Source organism: Halolamina salina (assembly GCF_054653455.1).
Genome location: NZ_BAAIGE010000002.1, coordinates 1,318,748 through 1,337,215, shown reverse-complemented (window position 1 = coordinate 1,337,215; position 18,468 = coordinate 1,318,748). Strand labels below are relative to the sequence as shown.

General features: G+C 69.8%; 19 protein-coding genes and 1 other RNA gene. 9 read left to right on the top strand and 11 right to left on the bottom strand.

Features of this window, described 5'->3' with window-relative positions; all coding sequences use genetic code 11:
• Positions 1–39 precede the first annotated feature (39 nt).
• Complete coding sequence (locus ACYQZ5_RS07345) at positions 40–873, bottom strand: hypothetical protein (RefSeq protein WP_379731721.1); 834 nt, start codon at positions 871–873, stop codon at positions 40–42.
• Between the two features lie 135 nt (positions 874–1,008).
• Between ACYQZ5_RS07345 and ACYQZ5_RS07340 the strand changes: the two genes are divergently transcribed.
• On the top strand, positions 1,009–2,154 hold the full coding sequence (locus ACYQZ5_RS07340; protein ID WP_459845663.1) for an NADH:flavin oxidoreductase/NADH oxidase: 1,146 nt from the start codon (positions 1,009–1,011) through the stop codon (positions 2,152–2,154).
• Positions 2,155–2,248: 94 nt separating this feature from the next.
• On the opposite strand, the gene ffs is transcribed toward ACYQZ5_RS07340, so the two are convergent.
• The 3 genes from ffs to ACYQZ5_RS07325 all read right to left on the bottom strand — a co-directional run bounded on the left by ffs (position 2,249) and on the right by ACYQZ5_RS07325 (position 3,771).
• An RNA gene (ffs, locus tag ACYQZ5_RS07335) (signal recognition particle sRNA) lies at positions 2,249–2,560 on the bottom strand.
• A 72-nt stretch (positions 2,561–2,632) separates the two neighbouring features.
• Positions 2,633–3,355: a profilin-fold protein gene (locus tag ACYQZ5_RS07330; RefSeq protein WP_379818770.1), complete on the bottom strand. Its 723-nt coding sequence runs from the start codon at positions 3,353–3,355 to the stop codon at positions 2,633–2,635.
• Entirely contained in the window at positions 3,352–3,771 is a 420-nt protein-coding gene (locus ACYQZ5_RS07325) for a DUF7548 family protein (protein WP_459845660.1), read from the bottom strand. The genes ACYQZ5_RS07330 and ACYQZ5_RS07325 overlap by 4 nt, the downstream gene beginning before the upstream one ends.
• An 85-nt stretch (positions 3,772–3,856) precedes the next feature.
• Here ACYQZ5_RS07325 and ACYQZ5_RS07320 point away from each other — a divergent pair, with 85 nt between their 5' ends.
• Positions 3,857–5,023 (top strand): thiolase family protein, encoded by a 1,167-nt coding sequence (locus ACYQZ5_RS07320; RefSeq protein WP_379732554.1) that lies wholly within the window; start codon positions 3,857–3,859, stop codon positions 5,021–5,023.
• The gene (locus tag ACYQZ5_RS07315; RefSeq protein WP_379732553.1) at positions 5,020–5,406 is read left to right on the top strand and encodes an OB-fold domain-containing protein; all 387 of its coding nucleotides are present in this window, start codon (positions 5,020–5,022) and stop codon (positions 5,404–5,406) included. The genes ACYQZ5_RS07320 and ACYQZ5_RS07315 overlap by 4 nt, the downstream gene beginning before the upstream one ends.
• Here the strand turns inward: ACYQZ5_RS07315 and ACYQZ5_RS07310 are convergent, their stop codons facing one another.
• A complete protein-coding gene (locus ACYQZ5_RS07310) occupies positions 5,407–6,168 on the bottom strand; it encodes a DUF7547 family protein (RefSeq protein WP_459845656.1) in 762 nt (253 codons plus the stop codon).
• Between the two features lie 90 nt (positions 6,169–6,258).
• On the opposite strand from ACYQZ5_RS07310, the gene ACYQZ5_RS07305 reads away from it, so the two are divergent.
• Both ACYQZ5_RS07305 and ACYQZ5_RS07300 read left to right on the top strand, forming a co-directional pair.
• Complete coding sequence (locus tag ACYQZ5_RS07305; RefSeq protein ID WP_379733009.1) at positions 6,259–6,546, top strand: DUF7111 family protein; 288 nt, start codon at positions 6,259–6,261, stop codon at positions 6,544–6,546.
• Between the two features lie 44 nt (positions 6,547–6,590).
• The gene (locus ACYQZ5_RS07300; protein ID WP_459845654.1) at positions 6,591–8,273 is read left to right on the top strand and encodes a phospholipase D-like domain-containing protein; all 1,683 of its coding nucleotides are present in this window, start codon (positions 6,591–6,593) and stop codon (positions 8,271–8,273) included.
• Positions 8,274–8,375: 102 nt separating this feature from the next.
• Here the strand turns inward: ACYQZ5_RS07300 and han are convergent, their stop codons facing one another.
• On the bottom strand, positions 8,376–10,316 hold the full coding sequence (han, locus tag ACYQZ5_RS07295; RefSeq protein ID WP_459845652.1) for a Hef-associated nuclease: 1,941 nt from the start codon (positions 10,314–10,316) through the stop codon (positions 8,376–8,378).
• 106 nt (positions 10,317–10,422) lie between these two features.
• On the opposite strand from han, the gene ACYQZ5_RS07290 reads away from it, so the two are divergent.
• The 4 genes from ACYQZ5_RS07290 (at position 10,423) to ACYQZ5_RS07275 (ending at position 13,574) form a co-directional block, all read left to right on the top strand.
• Complete coding sequence (locus tag ACYQZ5_RS07290; protein WP_379732616.1) at positions 10,423–10,923, top strand: Mov34/MPN/PAD-1 family protein; 501 nt, start codon at positions 10,423–10,425, stop codon at positions 10,921–10,923.
• Positions 10,920–11,384 carry an FAD synthase family protein gene (locus ACYQZ5_RS07285; protein WP_379732617.1) on the top strand — a complete coding sequence of 155 codons (465 nt, stop codon included), beginning with the start codon at positions 10,920–10,922 and terminating at the stop codon, positions 11,382–11,384. Before ACYQZ5_RS07290 ends, ACYQZ5_RS07285 begins: the two co-directional genes overlap by 4 nt.
• A 148-nt stretch (positions 11,385–11,532) precedes the next feature.
• Entirely contained in the window at positions 11,533–12,888 is a 1,356-nt protein-coding gene (locus ACYQZ5_RS07280; protein WP_459846605.1) for a heme o synthase, read from the top strand.
• 2 nt (positions 12,889–12,890) lie between these two features.
• The gene (locus ACYQZ5_RS07275; protein ID WP_379731485.1) at positions 12,891–13,574 is read left to right on the top strand and encodes a DUF7546 family protein; all 684 of its coding nucleotides are present in this window, start codon (positions 12,891–12,893) and stop codon (positions 13,572–13,574) included.
• A 51-nt stretch (positions 13,575–13,625) separates the two neighbouring features.
• Here the strand turns inward: ACYQZ5_RS07275 and ACYQZ5_RS07270 are convergent, their stop codons facing one another.
• The 5 genes from ACYQZ5_RS07270 to ACYQZ5_RS07250 all read right to left on the bottom strand — a co-directional run bounded on the left by ACYQZ5_RS07270 (position 13,626) and on the right by ACYQZ5_RS07250 (position 18,462).
• Positions 13,626–14,426, bottom strand: a complete 801-nt coding sequence (locus ACYQZ5_RS07270) for a hypothetical protein (protein WP_379818386.1) — start codon at positions 14,424–14,426, stop codon at positions 13,626–13,628.
• Positions 14,427–14,543: 117 nt separating this feature from the next.
• Complete coding sequence (gene pyrI, locus ACYQZ5_RS07265; RefSeq protein WP_379731483.1) at positions 14,544–15,005, bottom strand: aspartate carbamoyltransferase regulatory subunit; 462 nt, start codon at positions 15,003–15,005, stop codon at positions 14,544–14,546.
• A complete protein-coding gene (pyrB, locus tag ACYQZ5_RS07260; protein WP_459845647.1) occupies positions 14,998–15,921 on the bottom strand; it encodes an aspartate carbamoyltransferase in 924 nt (307 codons plus the stop codon). Before pyrB ends, pyrI begins: the two co-directional genes overlap by 8 nt.
• A 91-nt stretch (positions 15,922–16,012) precedes the next feature.
• On the bottom strand, positions 16,013–17,806 hold the full coding sequence (locus ACYQZ5_RS07255) for a PAS domain-containing protein (protein ID WP_379731481.1): 1,794 nt from the start codon (positions 17,804–17,806) through the stop codon (positions 16,013–16,015).
• A 47-nt stretch (positions 17,807–17,853) separates the two neighbouring features.
• A complete protein-coding gene (locus ACYQZ5_RS07250; RefSeq protein ID WP_379731480.1) occupies positions 17,854–18,462 on the bottom strand; it encodes an ArsR/SmtB family transcription factor in 609 nt (202 codons plus the stop codon).
• Between the last annotated feature and the right edge of the window lie 6 nt (positions 18,463–18,468).

Below are 18,468 nucleotides of genomic sequence, written 5' to 3'. Positions count from 1 at the left end.
CATCCAGCTACCGATTCGGCAGCCGAACTGTCTGACTGCCTACCGGCCGATGCCGCAGCCCGACACCGTGTCGCACTCCAGCCCTTCCTCCTCCAGCGCGTCGATGAACTCGTTCATCCCGATCGCGTCGCTGGCGATGTGGCCGGTGACGACGAGGTTCTTCCCCTCGCCGCCGTACTCCTCTTTGAGTTCGGCCGTGTCGCCCGCGCCGACGTGGATGTACAGCACCGTGTCGACGCCGTTGTCGAAGTAGGCGCTGGCCACGTCGCTGCCGCCGTTGGTGCCGGCGGCGTGGTGGATCGCCACCTCGCCGAGGTCGTTCTCGCGCTCGCCGAGGCGCAGTTCCACGTCGGTGATCGCCTCGTCGATCTCTGGGATCTCGCCCAGCGCGTCCGCGAACGCGCCGACGGTCGCGTCGTCGGCGAGGTCGTCGGCGACTTCGCGGAACCGCCGGCGGCCGAGTTCGTCCGGTGCGAGGTGGACGTTCATGTACGGCTGGTCGAGGTGCTCGGCGATACTGGGGTCGTGGCGGTAGTTCGCGCTGTGGCCGGCGTGCTCCATCCCCGAGATGATCGACGACGCGGCCTCCTCGGCTCGTTCTTCGGGGACGCCGTGGTCGGTCATGAACTCGATCTGCTTGTCGAGTACGGGCGCGAAGTTCACCCGCGGGTCGCCGCCGGGCGGGTGGTGGGCGAGCACGAGGTCGTACCCCTCGCGGTGGGCCAACTGGATCTCCGGCGACTCGAGGTCGATCCCCACGAGCGCGGTTTCGACGGCGTCGGCGGGGACGTGAACCCCGCTGTCGGCCGGCACCTCGTCCCAGCCGACGAGGTCGAGACTGATCTCCATGATCTCGGACGTCGAGAGTGCCATGCGCTCTCTCCCCGCGGTGGCTGTGAAAAGCTCCCGAAGCCGGCACGGACCACCGGAACGGAGAGCGGCGACCGCGAAATCGGCAATCCGTACATCGGTCGACAGCGCCTTTTCCCACCCTACCGAACGTCCGCTGTGAACGCCGAACTGTTCGAACCGCTCACGCTGCGTGAGACGACGATCCCGAACCGCGTGATGGTGTCGCCGATGTGCCAGTACTCCTGTGACGACCGCGACGGGCTGGCGACCGAGTGGCACCACGTCCACCTCGGCAGCCGCGCCGTCGGCGGCGCCGGCGTCGTGATCGCCGAGGCGACGGCCGTCGAACCCCGCGGGCGCATCTCGCCGGAGGACCTCGGGCTCTGGAGTCAGGAGCACGCCGACGCGCTCGCCCCGACCGCCGAGTTCATCCGCGAGCAGGGCAGCGTCCCGGCGATCCAGCTCGCCCACGCCGGTCGGAAGGCCAGCACCCGTCGCCCGTGGGAGGACGGTCCCCGCCTCGTCAAACCGGACGAGGGCGGCTGGACCCCCAAGGGTCCCTCGGAGAAGCCCTACCCCCGCGACGAGGAGAACACGGCGCCGACCGAGCGCATGGATCAGGACGACATCGACGACGTGATCGACTCCTTCGAGCAGGCCGCGGAGTACGCGCTCGACGCCGGCTTCGAGGTGCCCGAGATCCACGCCGCCCACGGCTACCTGCTCCACGAGTTCCTCTCGCCGGTCTCCAACGACCGCGACGACGAGTACGGCGGCGACTTCGAGGGCCGGACGAAGCTGCTGCGGGAGGTCTGTGAGCGCGTCCGTTCGGTCTGGCCGGACGAGAAGCCGATCTTCGTGCGCATCTCCGCGACCGACTGGCTCCCCGACCGGGAGTCGTGGGACGTTGCCCAGTCGGCCCGCCTCGCCGGCGATCTCGCCGAACTCGGCGTCGACTTCCTCGACGTCTCCTCGGGCGGCATCCACCCCGACCAGCAGATCCCGCGGGCCGGTCCGGGCTATCAGGCCCAGTACGCCGAGACCATCCGCGAGGTGCTGGCTGAGGACGGGCAGACGCTCTCCGGCGACGCACTGGATGCGGGCAGTGACGAGATCGCAGTCGGCACCGTCGGCGGCATCACCGACGCGACTCACGCCGAGGCGCTGGTGGGCAACGAGCGCGCCGACGCGGTGCTACTGGCCCGCGAGCACCTCCGGGACCCGTACTTCACGCTCCACGCCGGCCGCGAACTCGACGCCGACAACGCGCCGGAGTGGCCGGATCAGTACAAGCGAGCCTGAGCGGTCCGAACGTCTCAGACGGTTCGCACATTGCGGAATTTTTCGAACGTCTCGGTCGCCGAGCCGTCGGCTCGCGAACTGAGAACGGAATGAATGGCGGACGTCCGGGATTGCCCGGCGTTCCGACACGGGGAGTCTCGGTTGCCTCCTCCACCCCGCGACCCGACGAGCGACGGGCGTCCGACGGTGGGCTGCTCGCTTCCGCGCCTGACCCAGTGCCGTCGACCAACCGCGGCGGATCGCCCCTGCGGGCGAGCGTCGCGGACCGCTGTCCCCGGCGGACGAGGCTTCCACGTCGGCTCCCGAGGCCCGTGCCGGTCTGACCGGACGCGCCCGGGGTTCGGTCCCCCCTGAAGACTATCTCGGGGGTTGCGAGCGGGGCCTAACCGCCCGACCTAGTCCACCAAAACGTAGCGCGGTGCGACTTAAGGCCCTTTCGGGTCGTACATCCCGACGCCGGCGGCGCGTTCGACACGACTCAGAACTCGACCCGCGAGAGCGTCTCGGTCCGATCGGCGACCGACTCGTTGTACGCCTCGACGAACGCGGGGAACTGCGGGACGTACCGGCGGATATCGCTGGCTTCCGGCGGCGCGTACTGGGAGAGCAGGTAGACGCCGTCGCTGCCGCCGATCCGGAGGTAGGAGACGCCGTCGCGGTCCCAGTTGAGCTCCCACCGCTGGCCGTCGATCCGGCTCTCGTAGGTGCCGTACTCCCCGCCTTCGAGGCGGTGGAGCTGGCCTGCGATCTCGTCGCAGATTTCCTCCACGCGGTCGAGGACACGCCGGCGCTCGTTCACGGCCTCCTCGGTACTCGCGGGCTCCGGGAACTCGGTCGGGGCATTCTCCAACTGCTCCTCGGCGGCCCTGACGTGGTCGTTGAACGCCCGGACGAACGCCGGGTAGTCTGCGAGTGCCGTCGCGAGCGCGCCGGGTTCGGGCTGGCGCTTGGTGGAGACGACGTACACCTCCGAGCCGCTGTCGGGGTCGAACAGGAGGAACTCCAGATCGCCGGCCTCGTACTTGACGGTCCACGTACCGCCGTCGGTCTCGAACTCGACGCGGCCGTAGTCGCCGCCCTCCAGCAGCGCGAGTTCGTAGGCGATCCGCCCGGCGTGGTCGCGGACGGCCTCGACGACCGCGTCGCGGCGCTCGGCGACCGCCGCGGCGTCGGTCAGGTCGACGGGCGGCCAGTCGGTCACAGCGCCGTCCGGGCTTGCAGGCCCGAGGCCGCCGTGAGGACGACCGCCCCGGCGAGCACGGCCCAGCGGTGGTTCTCGATCCACGCGTACTCGGCGGGGAAGCCGAACAGCACCGTCGAGTCGAGCGTGAGCAGCCAGACGGCCGCGGTCAGTACGGTGCCGAGCGCGACGACGACGCCGACGCCCGACAGCGTCAGCGCGTCAGTGTGGGGCTGGCCGACCGAGAGGAACACGACCGCGGCGACGATCGCCAGCAGGCCGACCGCGGTGAGCCCGAACGGGCCGGCCGCGTAGTAGGCGCCGAGGGTGTCCCCGGCCCCGGTCACCAGTACGAGCGGCGCGAAGGCGACGACGGCGAGCAGCGCCGCGACGGCCGCCGTCAGTTTCCCGGCGTCCGCGGGGTCCGCGAGATCCATGGCCGGGAGTCGCGCCGGCGCGGGCATAAATCGCTCGTGTTCGGCGAAGGGAAACGCGTAAGCGACCCGCGTCCGGGCAACGGGTATGGACCGAGTCGCCATCGTCGGCGCGTCGATGACCCCCTTCGGCGATCGCGAGGGGGAGTGGCTGCGGGACCTGCTCGCCGAGGCCGGCGCCGCGTGCCTCGACGACGCCGGGGTCGCCGCCGACGCCGTCGACCACCTGTACGTCTCGAACATGGCCAGCGGCGAACTGGAGGGGCAGACGGGCGCCCCGAACATGCTCGCCCACGATCTCGCCGCTCAGCCGGCCTACACCGCACGGATCGACCAGACATCCTCCTCGGGGGGTGCCGGCATCTACGCCGCGTGGCAGTCGGTCGCCTCCGAGGCCAGCGAGATGACGCTGCTCGTCGGCGGCGAGAAGATGACCCACAAGACCACCGGCGAGGCGACGGACGTGATCGCTTCCCTGACCCACCCGGTGGAGTACAAACACGGCGTCACGCTCCCTTCCTTTGCCGGGCTGACGGCGCGACTCTACCTCGACGAGTACGACGCGCCGCGGGAGAGCCTCGGGAAAGTCGCCGTGAAGAACCACAGGAACGGCGTCGACAACCCCAAGGCGCAGTTCCGGAAGGCGGTCGATCTCGACACCGTCCTCGACTCGCCGATCGTCGCCGACCCGCTCCGCCTCTACGACTTCTGCCCGATCACCGACGGCTCCGCGGCGCTTTTGTTCTGTCCGGAGTCGGTCGCCCGCGAGATCACGGACGAGTACGTCGTCGTGAGCGGCGTCGCGGGCGCGACGGACACCCACGTCGTCCACGAGCGCGCGGACCCGACCACGATGCGCGGCGTCGTGGAGTCGAGCGATCAGGCCTACGAGATGGCCGATCGATCGCCCGAGGACGTCGACTTCGCCGAACTCCACGACATGTTCACCATCCTCGAGTTCCTGCAGTTCGAGGACCTCGGCTTCGCGGAGAAAGGCGAGGGCTGGAAGGCCATCGAGGAGGGACGCACCGAACGCGACGGCGACCTGCCGATCAACACCTCCGGCGGCCTGAAGTCGAAGGGCCACCCCCTCGGCGCCTCGGGCGTCGCACAGGCGGTGGAGGTGTACGAACAGCTTCTCGGCGAGGCCGGCGACCGACAGCTCGACGATCCCGAAGTCGGGCTGGCCTGCAACGTCGGCGGCTTCGGCAACTGCGTGACCACGACGATCCTCGAAACCCCGGAGGCAGAATGACCGATCAGAACTCCGACCCCGAGATGACCGCGTACCGCTACCCCGACGGCAGCGTCACCTACCCCGGCCACCCGCGCGGCCCGGGCGGCGAGGAACCCGTCGGTACCGTCGACCTCAGCGAGTACACCGCCGAGGTCGTGACGTGGACCACCTCGACGGCGACGCCGCCGGGCGTCCGCCAGCCCAACCACCTCGCGATCGTGGAGTTCGACGTGGACGGCGTGCCGGTCCGCGCGCTGGGACAATTGGAGGACGCGAACGTCGAGATAGGCGACACCGTCGAGCCGTTCCACGTCGACGAACTCCGCGATCCCGAAAAGGGAATCCGCGAGCCGGAGAGTCAGGACTGGGACGGGTTCCGGTTCCGCCCCGTCGAGGAGTAGCTACTCGGCCGCGGTGTCCTCGGCGTCCTCGCCCGGTCCGGAGTCGGCCGATTCGTCGGCGTCGTCACCCTCGTCCTCGGACCCTCTGACCTCCTCCCGGATGGAGTCGAGTTCGGCGTCGACGTCCGGCTCCGGCGAGTCGTCGGACTCTGCTGTCTCTTCCGTCGCGCTGTCGGCCTCTCCTTCGCTGCCGTCGGCCACGTCGATCGAGACTCCGTCACCCTCGGCGCGGTTGCCATCCCGTTCTCGATCCGCGTCGGCGGCCGCGTTCGCGTCCCGCAGCCGCTCCTGAATCTCCGCCGAGAGCGCTTCGGCCTCCGAGAGCAGTTCGCGGGCCTCGGGGTCGGGCGCCTCGGTGCCCGCGATCGCGTCGTTCAGTTCCTCCAGCGTGCTCGCCAGCCGATCCGTCGAGAGTCCCCGTCCGGCGTCGATCGCCCGCTGGACCGCGCCGTCCTCGGACGGCGCCGCCGACCGCTCGGGGTCGAACGCACGCAGCGCTGCGCCGGTGAGTCGGAGCAGCCGGACGTTCGTCTCCAGGATCGAGATCAGCGTCGGGATGGTGTACTCCTCGGTGAAGCGCAGCACCTCCCGTAGTCGGGGCGGGCGCGGCGGTCGCCGACCGCCGCCCGGGAGGCCGCGGGGGATCGTCGGCGGCTGCCGGCGGTCGTCGTCCAGCTGTTCACGGAGCGCCGTCAGCGTCGATTCGAGTTCGTCGAGGCGGTCGCGGAGGTTATCTTCGGAGGGGTCCCGACGGTCGGTCATGTCCCCGCGTTGGGGCGGGCGCCCCATAAGCCTGCACCGCGGCCCACCGACACCGATGGGCCTTACTCCCGGGCGGTCGAATCGCCGGGCATGAGCGACGACGACGGCGAAACCGAACTGACGGCGGGTGGCGTGAGAGCCAGCTACGTCGAGGAGGCGGGCGAACGCCGACTGGACTTCGTGTACGAGGGCCGGACCGCCTCGATCGCCCAGAACGTCGACGGCTACGCCATGCTGAAGGTCCGAACCGCCCCCGACGGCGACGAACTCGAACGCTACTACGGGTTCGACATGGCGCTCGACCACGCCGCCGAACTGCTCGGCCTCGCCGTCAACGACCTCCCCGTCCCCGACCCCGCCGAAGACATGGGGATGTAGCGACCGGGCGAGCCTTTATCACCGATAGCGGGACCAGCCGTCCCGTGGCGCGACAGAACTGCTCACGGGAGCGTTCGTTCCCGGGCGCGTTCGCCGTTCGCCTGCTCCTCGTGAGCCTGTTGCTCGTCTCGCTGGTGGCCGGGAGTGGTCACGCAGCCGTTGGACGGAGCGCCGACGCCGTCGAACCCACACTCGAAACCGAGTCAGACGACGCTGCGGTGCTCGAACTCTACCCGGACCCGATCCGGAACGGCGACGCCGGGGAGTACGTGCTGGTCCGACTCCCCGAAGCCGGCAACTGGAGTCTCTCCGACGGCGATTCGACGGTCCCCCTGCGGAACCGATCGGGGAGAGTCCTGATCACGCCGGATCCCGAAGCCATCAGTGGCAACGCCGGCAAGGGCGCGACGGTCGTCGAAGGCTCGCTCGCGCTCGCGAACACCGGCGAGACGGTCGTGCTCCGCCGAAACGGCGAGCCGGTCCACCGCGTTCGCTACACCGAGACGACCGAGGGCGAGCGCTACCTCCCGGCGGTCGACGAGTGGCGGCCGCGCGGGCTCGACCCCCGACCGCCGATCGCGACCGGGCCAGCCAACGCGACCGCGTTCCTGCTCCCCGATTCGCCCGACGTGCCGATCGAGACGCTCCGACGCGCCGACGACCGCATCCTGCTCGCGGGGTACAGCTTCACGTCCAAGCGCGTCACCGAGGCGCTGCTCGCCGCCGAATCGCGCGGCGTCGACGTCCGAGTGCTCGTCGAGGCAGAGCCCGTCAACGGCGCCTCGGCACGACAGGCCCGGCTTCTCGACCGTCTCGCCGACGCGGGCGTCGAGGTCCGAGTCGTCGGTGTGGGCGCGAGCCGGTTCGCATTCCACCATCCAAAATACGCCGTCGCCGACGGCCGGGCGCTCGTGCTCTCGGAGAACTGGAAACCCTCGGGCGTCGGCGGCGCGTCGAGCCGCGGCTGGGGCGTCCGCGTCGAGAACGGCAGCACGGCCGACGAACTCGCGGCGCTGTTCCGGAACGACAGCGACGCGCCGGACACCCGGGCGTGGACAGCGTTCCGCGAGAACCGTCGGTTCGAGCCGATCCCGGCGGCGAACGGGAGCTACCCGACCCAGTTCCCCGCCGAGCAGGTCACCGCGAGGAACGTCACGCTCCTGACCGCACCGGGCAACGCGGAGTCGGAGTTGATTGCGGCGATCGACGCCGCCGAGACGCGTGTCGACGTGCTCCAGCCGAGCCTCGGCCGGGAGGACAACGCGCTCGTGCGGGCGACGCTGCGGGCCGCCCAGCGCGGCGTCGAGGTCCGGATTCTGCTCTCCGGGGCGTGGTACTCCGCCGAGGAGAACGAGGCGCTGGTCGCGTGGCTGAACGACTGGGCCGACCGCAACGACGCCCCGCTCACCGCGCGAATCTCCGAGCCTGACGGGCGGTACGAAAAGATCCACGCCAAGGGGCTGTTGATCGACGACGACCTCGCGGTCGTTGGGTCGCTCAACTGGAACGAGAACAGTGCGACCCGGAACCGCGAGTTGGCGCTCGCGCTTCACGGCCCGGAGCCGGTCGCGTTCTACCGCGAGAGCTTCGCGGCGGACTGGCGGGGCGGCAGCGGGGCGGGCAGGACGTGGCTGTTCGCCGCCGGCGCCGTCGCAGCAGTGCTGGTCGCAGTATTGGTCGCGACGCGGTCGCTCGACTTCGCGGCGGTGGAGAAGTGGGAGGAGTGAGCGTCGTAACCGTGGAGAGAATCGGCTGCCCAGTCGTCCAGCGCGGCTGACAGCGTGCCGCGCTGCCTAATCGTCCGTCGCGGCAGGCCGACGCCGCGACGATCAGTCGTCCAGCGCGGCGGCGGTCGAGGAGAGCGCCTCGTCGATCTCGGCGTCGGCCATCTTCTCGACCAGCGCGTCGATCACCTGCTCGCGGCGGCCCTTCACGAACTTGATCGAGCCGACGACGAGGTGGCCGCCGCCGGAGACGCCGGCGCCGGGCAGCTCCTCGTTCAGTTCCTCGACCATCTCGGGGATGTCCAGCCGCACGCCGTCGCTCCGCAGGACGGCGAAGTCCGGCCCGTAGCCGATCGTGATCACGGGGTCGCCCGTCTCCTCGACCTTCGTGTCGTGGAGTTCGCCGGTGGTCTTCCCCGGCGCGGGGTAGGTGAAGCGGTGTGCCCACTGATCGAGGTCGATCCGGTAGAGGTGGGCGTCGCTCTCGAGGGTCTCGTGTTCGACGTGGTCCTCGACGGCGTCGAGCTGTTCGGCCACGTCGCGCTCGGCGCGGTCGGCGAGGAACTCGACCAGCTCCTCGTGGCGGTCGCGGTCGTCACAGCCGACGTTGAGCACGTCGTTGACGACCGAGTGGCCGCTGGAGTAGCGCAGGAAGTGGGCGGCGTAGTCCAGTGCCTCGCCCACGTCGTCGAGGTCGTCGCGGTCGTACCCCTCCGCCTCGGCGAGTTCGACGTAGTCGCTCATCGCGTCGGCCCGCGAGCGGTCCGAGACGCCGGCGACCGCGGGGACGTGACGGAGGTCCTCCGTGATCTCGGGGTCGATCATGCGGGCGAGTTCGACGCACATCATCCCCGTGGTGATGCTGTAGTCCTCGTCGTAGAGGTAGGGGTTGACGTGGGCGTCGAGCAGCGGGTCGACCGCGTCCGGGTCGGGGTGGTGGTGGTCGACCACCGCGATGGGCATGTCGTAGTGGGCGAGGTTGCGGTACGCCGGGGTGTCCTCCTCGGTGCTCCCGTTGTCGAGCATCAGCAGGAACGGGAGCTGCTGGCCGTGGCGGGCCCGCCCCTCGAGCGCGAAGTTGAGGTCGCGGGTCACGTCCTCCATCTCGTAGAACGGTGCCTTCGCGGGGAGGCGCTTCAGCAGGTGGCGGCCGGCGTCGGGGTCGGCGTGAACCGACTCGATGAAGCTCTCAAGCGCACGCTGGACCGGGATCGCGGCACACATCCCGTCGCCGTCGGCGTGGTGACGCACCCGGATGGGGCGCCCTTCGAGCACCGTCCGGCGGAGCAGGCGGGCGAGCTCCTCGAGGTCGGGTCGGAGCTTCTCGAAGGCGTCCCACTCGATCAGCGGCTCGACCGACTCGGGGGCGGCGTGCTCGGCGCGGGCCTCGTCGAGGCGCTCGCGGGCGGCCTCGGCTTTCTCGCCCGCCAGCACGCTGATGTCGTCGACTTCGAGCTGGCGGACGCCGTCGTGGAGGCCGACCTCGCCGCTCACGCGGACCACGTCGCCGATCTCGGCCTCGGGGTAGGCCCGGACACCGGCCTCCTCGAACGCGGCGGCGGCGACGATACCCGTGTCGTCGCCGACGTGGAAGATGGTCGGGCCGCCGGTCTGTTTGATCTGGGTGAGCTCGCCCTCGACGGTGACCGCCTCGCCGCGGCGGAGCTCCTCGACGGCGGTGATCTCGGGCTCGTGCTCGACGCGGACGACCCGGTTCTCGGCGGGATCGACCTCCTCGAACGCGATGTCGCCGTTCTCCCGAATCTCGGTCAGTCGGACGACCAGCTCGTCGCCCTCCTCGTACTCGCCGTCGAGGCCGGACTCGTGGACCAGCCCGGAGACGGTGTCGGAGACGTCGACGAAGACGCCGTAGTCGACGACGCCGTTGACGGTCACGAGGTAGCGTGCGCCCTCCGCCACGTCGTCCATCGTACAGTCGTCGTCGAGATCGTAAACCACGGTCGCGTCGTCGGGAACATCCCGACGGTCCGAGGGCGAACCGCCCTCGGGAGTGCCGGCGTCCTCGCCGGCTGAGTGCTCGGTCATACGGAAAACTCGGCGGTCGCGGGTGTTAAGTCTTCCAGTTCGAACACGACGCGCCCCCGCGGGCGTCCCGGAATCCTTAGTTAGCGCCGCCACCGAGTACCCGGAGATGGGACTGTTCCGGTCGGGCGATGTGGTCGGCATCGCCGACGACGCCCTCACGTTCGCGCTCGAAGCGTCCCGCGAGACACACCCCGACGAGTACATGGGGCTGCTGCGCGGGGAGCCGGCCGAGGAGTTCGGGATCGACCACGAGGGGCTGCTCGTGACGGACGTGCTGATCATCCCCGGCACCGAGTCCAACCCGATCAGCGCGACGATCAAGACCAACATGGTCCCCAACGACTTCTCCTCCGTCGGATCGATCCACTCCCACCCCAACGGCGTGCTCCAGCCCTCTCAGGCCGACCTCGCGACGTTCGGCAAGGGGCAGGTCCACATCATCGTCGGCCACCCCTACGGCCGCGACGACTGGGTCGCGCTCGACCGCGAGGGCAAGCGCCGCAGCCTCCCGGTGTACGACGTAGAACTCGACGACCCCGAGGAGTTCTTCGACTTCACGCAGGAGGACATCGACGCCGAACTCGGCCTCGACGGGGACGAGCCATGAGCGGGGACGGTCGGGAGACGACGGGCGGCGAACCGACCCGCGCGGTCGCACAGGGCACCTTCGACCTGCTCCACCCGGGACACGTCCACTACCTCCGCGAGGCCGCCGACCACGGCGACGAACTCCACGTCATCGTCGCCCGGAGTTCGAACGTCTCCCACAAGGAAGACCCCGTGCTGCCCGCCCGCCAGCGCCGGGACGTGGTCGGCGCGATCGACGCCGTCGACGAGGCACACCTCGGCCACGAGTCGGACATCTTCGTCCCCATCGAGCGCATCGACCCGGACGTGATCGTGCTCGGCTACGACCAGCACCACGACGAGGACGCGGTTGCGGCCGCGCTGGACGACCGCGGGATCGACTGCGACGTGGCCCGTGCGGGACCGCGGGAGCCGAAGTACGAGGACGAACTGCTCTCGACGGGCCGGATCGTCGACCGGATTCTGGAGCGGCGCGGGTAGTCGACGGTCGCTGTCGATCGATTTTCGCTCGGACGGTGTCCGTGGCTCCCAGCCGTCGGGCAGACGCGAAGCGGATAAGTATCGCCGGGCGCTACCTCGCGTAGTGACTTCAGACCGCCAGTTCGCCGGCCTGCTCGCGGCCGCCGCGATGGGAGTGTACCTCCTCGTCGCCGTCGGCGCGACGACGGCGGTGACCGACGCCGCCACCGCGTGCCGCGGCTGGCCCGCCTGCGGCGGCGGCTTCGCGCTCCCGACCTCCGCCGACGGCTGGTTCGCCCTCGGCCACCGGATCGGTGCCGTCGGCGCCGGCCTCCTGCTCGTCGGCGCTACTGCGCTCGCGTTCCGCCGCGGCGAGTCCCGGCGCGTGAAGGCCGCCCTCCTGTTCGCAGTCGTGTTGTTCCCGCTCCAGTCCGCCGTCGGCGCCGTCATCGCCACGACGACCGTGGCGCCGACCGCGGCCGTCTCTGCGCTCCACCTCGCTGTCGGCGTCGTCATCTTCGGCGGGGTGCTCGCGGCGTTGACGTGGGCGCTCGAAGCCGCCACGGGCGACCCCGACGACGAGCCGGAGGACCCGCTCGACGACGAACTCCCGCCCGTCGAGGACGCGCCCTCGCCGGCGCTCCCCGAACCGGGGTGGCCCCGGACGAAGGCGAAGATTCTGGCGTACGCCCGGCTGACCAAGCCCCGGCTGATGTGGCTGCTCTGTCTGGTGGCGGCGGCGGCGATGGCGCTGGCCGGCGGCGAGAACTTCACCGTCCCCGTCGTCGCGAAGACGATGGTCGGCGGCGCGCTCGCGATCGGCGCCTCCGGGACGTTCAACCACGTCCTCGAACGCGACGTGGACCGCCGGATGCAGCGCACCAGCGACCGCCCGCTCGCGGTCGATCTGGTGCCGGTCCGCAACGCCGTCGCGTTCGGCCTCTCCCTCGCGGCGATCTCCGTCGGGCTGTTCGCGTCGATCAACGTCCTCGCGGCGGTGCTGGGGCTGATCGCGATCGCGTTCTACAGCGTCGTCTACACGCTGATCCTCAAGCCCAACACCGTCCAGAACACCGTCATCGGCGGCGCCGCCGGCGCGCTCCCCGCGCTGATCGGCTGGGCCGCAGTGACCGGCGAGATCGGCTGGGGCGGCGTCGGGCTGGCGGCGGTCGTGTTCCTCTGGACGCCCGCCCACTTCTACAACCTCGCGCTCGCCTACAAGGACGACTACGAGGCCGGCGGCTTCCCGATGATGCCCGTCGTCCGCGGCGAGACGACCACGCGCCGACACATCCTCTGGTACCTCGGCGCGACGCTCGCGGCGACGGCCGCGCTGGCGCTGATCCCGGGGCTGGACTGGCTGTTCGTCGCGCTCGGGATCGCCCTCGCCGGGGTGTTCCTCTGGGCGGTCGTCCGCCTCCACTTCGAGCGTACCGAGGCGGCGGCGTTCCGCGCGTTCCACGCCTCGAACGCCTACCTCGGCGGCGTGCTGCTCGCCGTCGTGCTCGACACGCTGGCGCTGTGACGATGTCCGTCCTCGACCGCGTGGACGCCGACGTTCTCCCCGAACCCCGGACGATCCTGTTCTGGACGGGCGTCCTGTACGTCGAGGTGATGGCGCTGACCGGCTACTGGCTGTTCGGCGACACCGTCTCGGTCAGCCAGCCGCGCTTCGCGCTGTACGGCCTGCTCTGGATCAACGTCTCGCTGTGGGTGGTCCTCCGGACTGACGCCCCCGACGCGAGCGCCTCGGCGGTCCGCCGCGCGGGCGTGCTCGCCCTCGGCTACCTCGCGGTGCTCGCGTACACCGGCGGCGTCGTCGCCCCCGGGATCCCGGCGACGTTCGACTACTCGGCCGGCTTCTCGGTGCTCTGGCTCCCGCCGGGTTGGGGACCGGCGCTCACGTTCAAAAGCGAGTTCGTCCGGCTGGTCCTGATGCCCGCCCGCGTCGTCGGCTACCTCGCGCTCGCCTACCTCGTCTACGTCACGGTGCTCGACGTGTCCGGGTCGGCGGTGTCGGGGCTGCTGGGGTTGTTCTCCTGTATCTCCTGTTCGTGGCCGATCCTCGCGTCGGTGGGGACGGCGGCGCTGGGCGGCGGTTCGTTCGTCGCGGCGGCGACGACGACGTACGCCTACGACGTGTCGACCGCGGTGTTCCTGGTGACGGTCGTGCTGCTGTCGTGGCGGCCGTCGCTGGGGTCGCTGCGGTGAGAGGTCGTTCTGTCAAAATCGGAGGACAGGGACGAGGGAATCCGACCGGTCTCAGTCTCTGTGTTTCCGGACGATCTTGGAGAGGCGGGTCTCGAGATCTCGCGGCTCCTCGACGGTGCCGTCGCCGAACGTCTCCACGCCGTCGTATTCGATCCCGGTGCCGCCGGTGTCGGGTGCTTCTTCGGGACTCATCCACTGCCGAATCACGTACCGCTCGGACTCCGACTCTCGAACGTTGACGTCGGTCGTCCCGAGCACCCAGTCCGTGTCGGCTTCGACCTCGACGCTTCGGTCGGTGCTGTTGGGCGTACGGATCACGACCTCGTAGAAGGGGATGTGGAGACGCTTGCTCTCCTTCCAGTGGCGGTTTATCATGTAGGCCGTGCCGAAGAAACTCAGAATGAAGCCGAGCGCAAAAACGGGCTGAGTGAACACGTTCATCAGGACGATGAAGACGAGCATGGCCCCGCCCCCTATTCCGATCTCACGTAGCCGAGAGGTGTCCACTTCGTAACTGAACACGTCCGTCTCCCGGTCGATCGTCGTCACCGCGTCGTAGTCCACCTCGGCGAACCGTCCGTTCTGATCGAGGATGACGAACCGGCGGTCAGTCGCCCCGAACACGTATAGCCCGCTTCCCGCCCCGCCGAAGGACGTTCCGATCCCGGAGTAGACGGCTTCGAGAGGCTCGTCGGGCTCCAGATACTCCTCGAGTTGGTTCCGAATACTGCCGAGATGCTGGGTCACTTCTTCGTTCGAAAGCGCCTCCCCTCTCTTTCGAAGATAGTACTCGGGGATTCGAATACCGGACCCCAACACTTCAGGACCGTCGGATTCTGCCGCTTCTGACATACTCCAATGGTGATCACTAAATGACAAATAACTTTGGGAGAGAGTGACAGTCACGCGCGGACTCCACCTCGGAAACGGTATAAATCACGGTCAGTGTCGAAAAACTCCTGCGACGCCTCAGGCCACGTCCAGGTGGTCCGCGATCCCTTCGCGGATGATCTCTTCGCAGTAGCCACAGCGCACGCCGTCGTCGAGCACGTCGAAGCGGCTCTCGACCGGCTCGTCGGCGTTGGTGATGCAGCTACTGTTCGGGCAGGCCAGCACGCCCGACACCGACGACGGGCGTTCGGCCTGCTTCTTCTCCCGAACGTCGTACTCCCGGACGATGTTCACCGTCGCCCGCGGCGCGATCAGCGAGAGCACGTCCACTTCGGCCTGGGAGAGTTCGCGCTCCTCGACTTTCACCACGTCCTTGGTGCCGAGGCGGTCGGAGGGAACGTTCATCGCGACGCTGACGCCGGTGCCCTCGCTGCCGTCGATCCCCAGCATCGCGAGCACGTTCAGCGCGCTGCCGCCGGGGAGGTGGTCGAGCACGGTGCCGTCGCGGATCTTCGAGACGCGGAGTTCGTGATCACTCATGGTTCTGGAACAGGAGATCGAGCAGTGCCATCCGGACCGGGACGCCGTTGTGGGCCTGCTCGAAGTAGTCGGCGTGCTCGGTGTCGTCGATCTCGGGGGCGATCTCGTCGACGCGGGGCAGCGGGTGCATCACCGTCAGGTCGTCGCGGGCGGCGTCGAGCGTCTCCGCGTCGATCCGGTACTCCCCGGCGACTTTCTGGTACTCGTCCTCGTCGGGGAAGCGCTCCCGCTGGATGCGCGTGACGTACAGCACGTCGAGTTCGGGCAGCACCTCCTCGAGTTCGGTGTGCTCCCGGACCTGTGCGCCGGCCTCGTGGAGGTCGAACCGGACCGATCGCGGAAGCCGCAGCGACTCCGGGCTGACGAAGTGCATCCGCGCGTCGAACTCCGTCAGCGCGGTCGCGAGGGAGTGGACCGTCCGGCCGTACTTCAGGTCGCCGACGATGCCGATCGTGAGGTCGTCAAGCCCCGCGGACTCCCGGATGGTGTAGAGGTCGAGCAGCGTCTGACTCGGGTGGTGGCCCGCGCCGTCGCCGGCGTTGATCACCGGCGCGTCGACGAACTCCGCGGCCATCTTCGCGGCGCCCTCGCGGGGGTGGCGAAGCACGAGGCCGTCGGCGTACCCCTCGATCACCCGGACCGTGTCGGCGAGGCTCTCGCCTTTCTTCACCGAGGAGGCGTCGACGCCGCCCATGTCGACGACGTCGCCGCCGAGCCGCTTCATCGCGGCCTCGAACGACATCTTGGTGCGCGTGCTCGGCTCGTAGAAACACAGTGCGAGCAGCTTCTCGGGGTAGCTGGCGGGGAGGTCGCCGCCGGCGTCGAGCGCGGCGTCGAACTCGGCCGCGCGGTCGAGCAGCCGCTCGACGTCGGCCCGGGAGAGCTGTCCCGCGGCGACGAGGTGGTCCTGACGCATCGGTGGAGAAGGGGATAGGCACGACCTTGAATCCCTCGGCTCTGGCCTCGACGCTGGTGTACACGTCGATGGGTCCGGCCGCCGGGGACCGTTACGAATCTCGAAGCGGCGGCTCGCGGTCGGCCGCGGGGAACCGCATCCGGATCAGCGGGTCGCCGTCGGCGTCGCCGAGGGTGAACTCGCCGCCGGACTGTTCGACGGCCCAGCGCAGCAGCCAGAGCTCGAGTCCCTGTAAGTGCTCCAGCGGCGTCTCCGACCGGGCCGACACCAGTTCGAGTTCCTCCGGCGGGATCGCGCCCCCGCGGTCGCGCACTTCGAGGCGGACATCAGTACCCTCCCCGACCAGCGTGATCTCCGCGGCCGGCTGGTCGGCGTCGCCGAGTTGGTAGAGGAGGTTCTGGAGTGCTGCCCGGAGCGTGGGGTTGGCGTGGACCGCGACCGAGCCCGAAGCCCGGAACTGCACGTCGGCGCCGGGGAACTCCTCGCGGAGCGCCGCCACTCCCTCGCCGACGACTGCGTCCAACTGCACCACGTCGATCGATTCCTCGGTGTTCCGGACGACGGTGTCGAACTCGCGGACCTGCTCGCTGATCGTGTACAGCTCGTCCGCGGCGTCGACGATGCGCTCGGCCGCCGTCACCGGATCGGCTTCTCCTTGGGCGATCGTCTCGGCGTACCCTCGGATGACGTTGGTCTTGTTCCGGACGTTGTGTCGCAGGATGCGGTCGAGCACCGCGAGGCGCTGTTCGTTCTGTATCTGTTCGGTGATGTCGCGCTGGAGGCCGAGGTAGTAGGACAGCTCGCCGTCGTCGTCGTGGATGGGGACGAGGTCCAGCCGGTTCCAGAACGGGGTGCCGTCCCGGCGGTAGTTGAGCAGGTCCTCCGAGGCGGGCTCGCCGGCGTCGATCGCGGCTCTGAGCCGATCGACCGTCGACTGGTCGGTGTTCTCCCCCTGCAGGAACCGACAGTTCCGGCCGAGGACCTCCCCGAGCGGGTAGCCGGTGATCCGGGTGAAGCCGGCGTTGGCGAAGATCAGCGGCTCGTCGTCGGCGCGTACGTCGGCGACGGTGATCCCGTGGTTGGCCGCCTCCACCGCACGGCCGAACAGCTGGAGCCGGTCCTCACGGCGCCGGGCGTCGGTCTGGTCGCGGACGAGCAGTTGGACCACCTCGGTGTCACGGTAGCTGACCCGGATGCCGGCGGCTTCGCCGTCGATGTGCCGGCCGTCGACGGTCTCGAACCGCACGTCGATGAACTCAGAGGCGCCCTCACCGGCGGGCGGGACCGCGTCCAGCAGCGCCGTCAGCGCGGTCTCACCCGCCTCGTCGACGAACCGGGTGACGTGCTCGCCGCGCAGTTCCGTGCTCGCCGCGTCGAACAGCTCGACCGCGGCGGCGTTGGCGTAGACGATCCGCCCGTCGTCGACCAGCAGGACCGCCTGCGGGGTGAGCTCGACCAGTTGCCGGTACTGCAGTTCGCGGTCGGCCAGCGCGACCGACGCCCGGCGGGTCGCGAGGAGGTTCTCGATCCGGCGGACGAGCGTCCCCTCGTCGACGGGGCGGCTCAGCACGTCGTCGATGAGCGGGTCGTCGATGGGGTCCTCGGACGCCGACGGTTGGGGCGGCTCGGTGTCCGCCCCGTCCAGCAACAGGTGTGGGAGGTAGGCGTCGGCGTCCCGCTTGCGCTGCCGGAGGGCGTCCTCGTACTGTTCGAGGGAGTCCCCGTCGATCAGACAGGCGTCGTACGCCGGGAGCGTCGCCGACTCCGTCGGTGTCAGCACCTCGTAGCCGCCCCCGGTTTCGAGCCGATCGCTGAGGAGATCGCGGTCACGGCCTGAAGCCATGACCAGCAACACGGTGTCGGTCCGATCCCGCGACTCGTACACGCGGCACTGTTGGGTAAACAGTCATATGAGACTACCGCCGAACGGCGCTACTCCCCCAGCAGCTCCAGCGCGATCGCGACGGTGAGCACCGCCACGCCGCCGACGAAGAACAGCAGGCCGGGCGCCGCGACCGCCTCCGCCAGCCAGGGGAGGACCGCGTCGTCGGGAAGCCCCGGCGAGGCCGGTTCGAACACGCCGCTCCCGCTGCCGACGAGTCGGACGGCGAGCAGTTGGATGGCGACGCTCACCAGCCCGATGGCGGCGACGCCGGTGGTCCAGTCCGCGAGCAGCTGCCGGAGCGTTGAGCGCTCCTCCGGGGTCGCGCCGGCGGCCAGCACGATCGGGTCGGCGGCGACGCCGTAGACGTCCATCTCGTTGCCCTTCTCGGAGTAGTCGCTGCCGACGACCTGAACGAGCCCGGCCGCTTCGAGGTTCGAGAGGTGGTAGTGGACGTTCTGGACCGAGCTGTCGAGCCGCCGCGCCAACACCGACGGCGGGGCCGGCTCCTCGTCGATCTCGCAGTACAGCGCCCGCGCGGTGTCGGAGCTCAGTGCGTCCAGCACGGCGTCGGCGTCGTCGCCGCTCACGTCGACCACTGTCGGCTCGGTTTCGCCACCGAACGACTGCGAGCCGAGCCGGGCGATCGGAGACGACATACCGGT

Coding starts and splice junctions, on each gene's coding strand:
- ACYQZ5_RS07345 (WP_379731721.1), bottom strand. CDS start 873: ATGGCACTCTCGACGTCCGAGATCATGGAGATCAGTCTCGACCTCGTC.
- ACYQZ5_RS07325 (WP_459845660.1), bottom strand. CDS start 3,771: ATGGATCTCGCGGACCCCGCGGACGCCGGGAAACTGACGGCGGCCGTC.
- ACYQZ5_RS07320 (WP_379732554.1), top strand. CDS start 3,857: ATGGACCGAGTCGCCATCGTCGGCGCGTCGATGACCCCCTTCGGCGAT.
- ACYQZ5_RS07315 (WP_379732553.1), top strand. CDS start 5,020: ATGACCGATCAGAACTCCGACCCCGAGATGACCGCGTACCGCTACCCC.
- ACYQZ5_RS07310 (WP_459845656.1), bottom strand. CDS start 6,168: ATGACCGACCGTCGGGACCCCTCCGAAGATAACCTCCGCGACCGCCTC.
- ACYQZ5_RS07305 (WP_379733009.1), top strand. CDS start 6,259: ATGAGCGACGACGACGGCGAAACCGAACTGACGGCGGGTGGCGTGAGA.
- han (WP_459845652.1), bottom strand. CDS start 10,316: ATGACCGAGCACTCAGCCGGCGAGGACGCCGGCACTCCCGAGGGCGGT.
- ACYQZ5_RS07290 (WP_379732616.1), top strand. CDS start 10,423: ATGGGACTGTTCCGGTCGGGCGATGTGGTCGGCATCGCCGACGACGCC.
- ACYQZ5_RS07285 (WP_379732617.1), top strand. CDS start 10,920: ATGAGCGGGGACGGTCGGGAGACGACGGGCGGCGAACCGACCCGCGCG.
- ACYQZ5_RS07280 (WP_459846605.1), top strand. CDS start 11,533: ATGGGAGTGTACCTCCTCGTCGCCGTCGGCGCGACGACGGCGGTGACC.
- ACYQZ5_RS07275 (WP_379731485.1), top strand. CDS start 12,891: ATGTCCGTCCTCGACCGCGTGGACGCCGACGTTCTCCCCGAACCCCGG.
- ACYQZ5_RS07270 (WP_379818386.1), bottom strand. CDS start 14,426: ATGTCAGAAGCGGCAGAATCCGACGGTCCTGAAGTGTTGGGGTCCGGT.
- pyrI (WP_379731483.1), bottom strand. CDS start 15,005: ATGAGTGATCACGAACTCCGCGTCTCGAAGATCCGCGACGGCACCGTG.
- pyrB (WP_459845647.1), bottom strand. CDS start 15,921: ATGCGTCAGGACCACCTCGTCGCCGCGGGACAGCTCTCCCGGGCCGAC.
- ACYQZ5_RS07250 (WP_379731480.1), bottom strand. CDS start 18,462: ATGTCGTCTCCGATCGCCCGGCTCGGCTCGCAGTCGTTCGGTGGCGAA.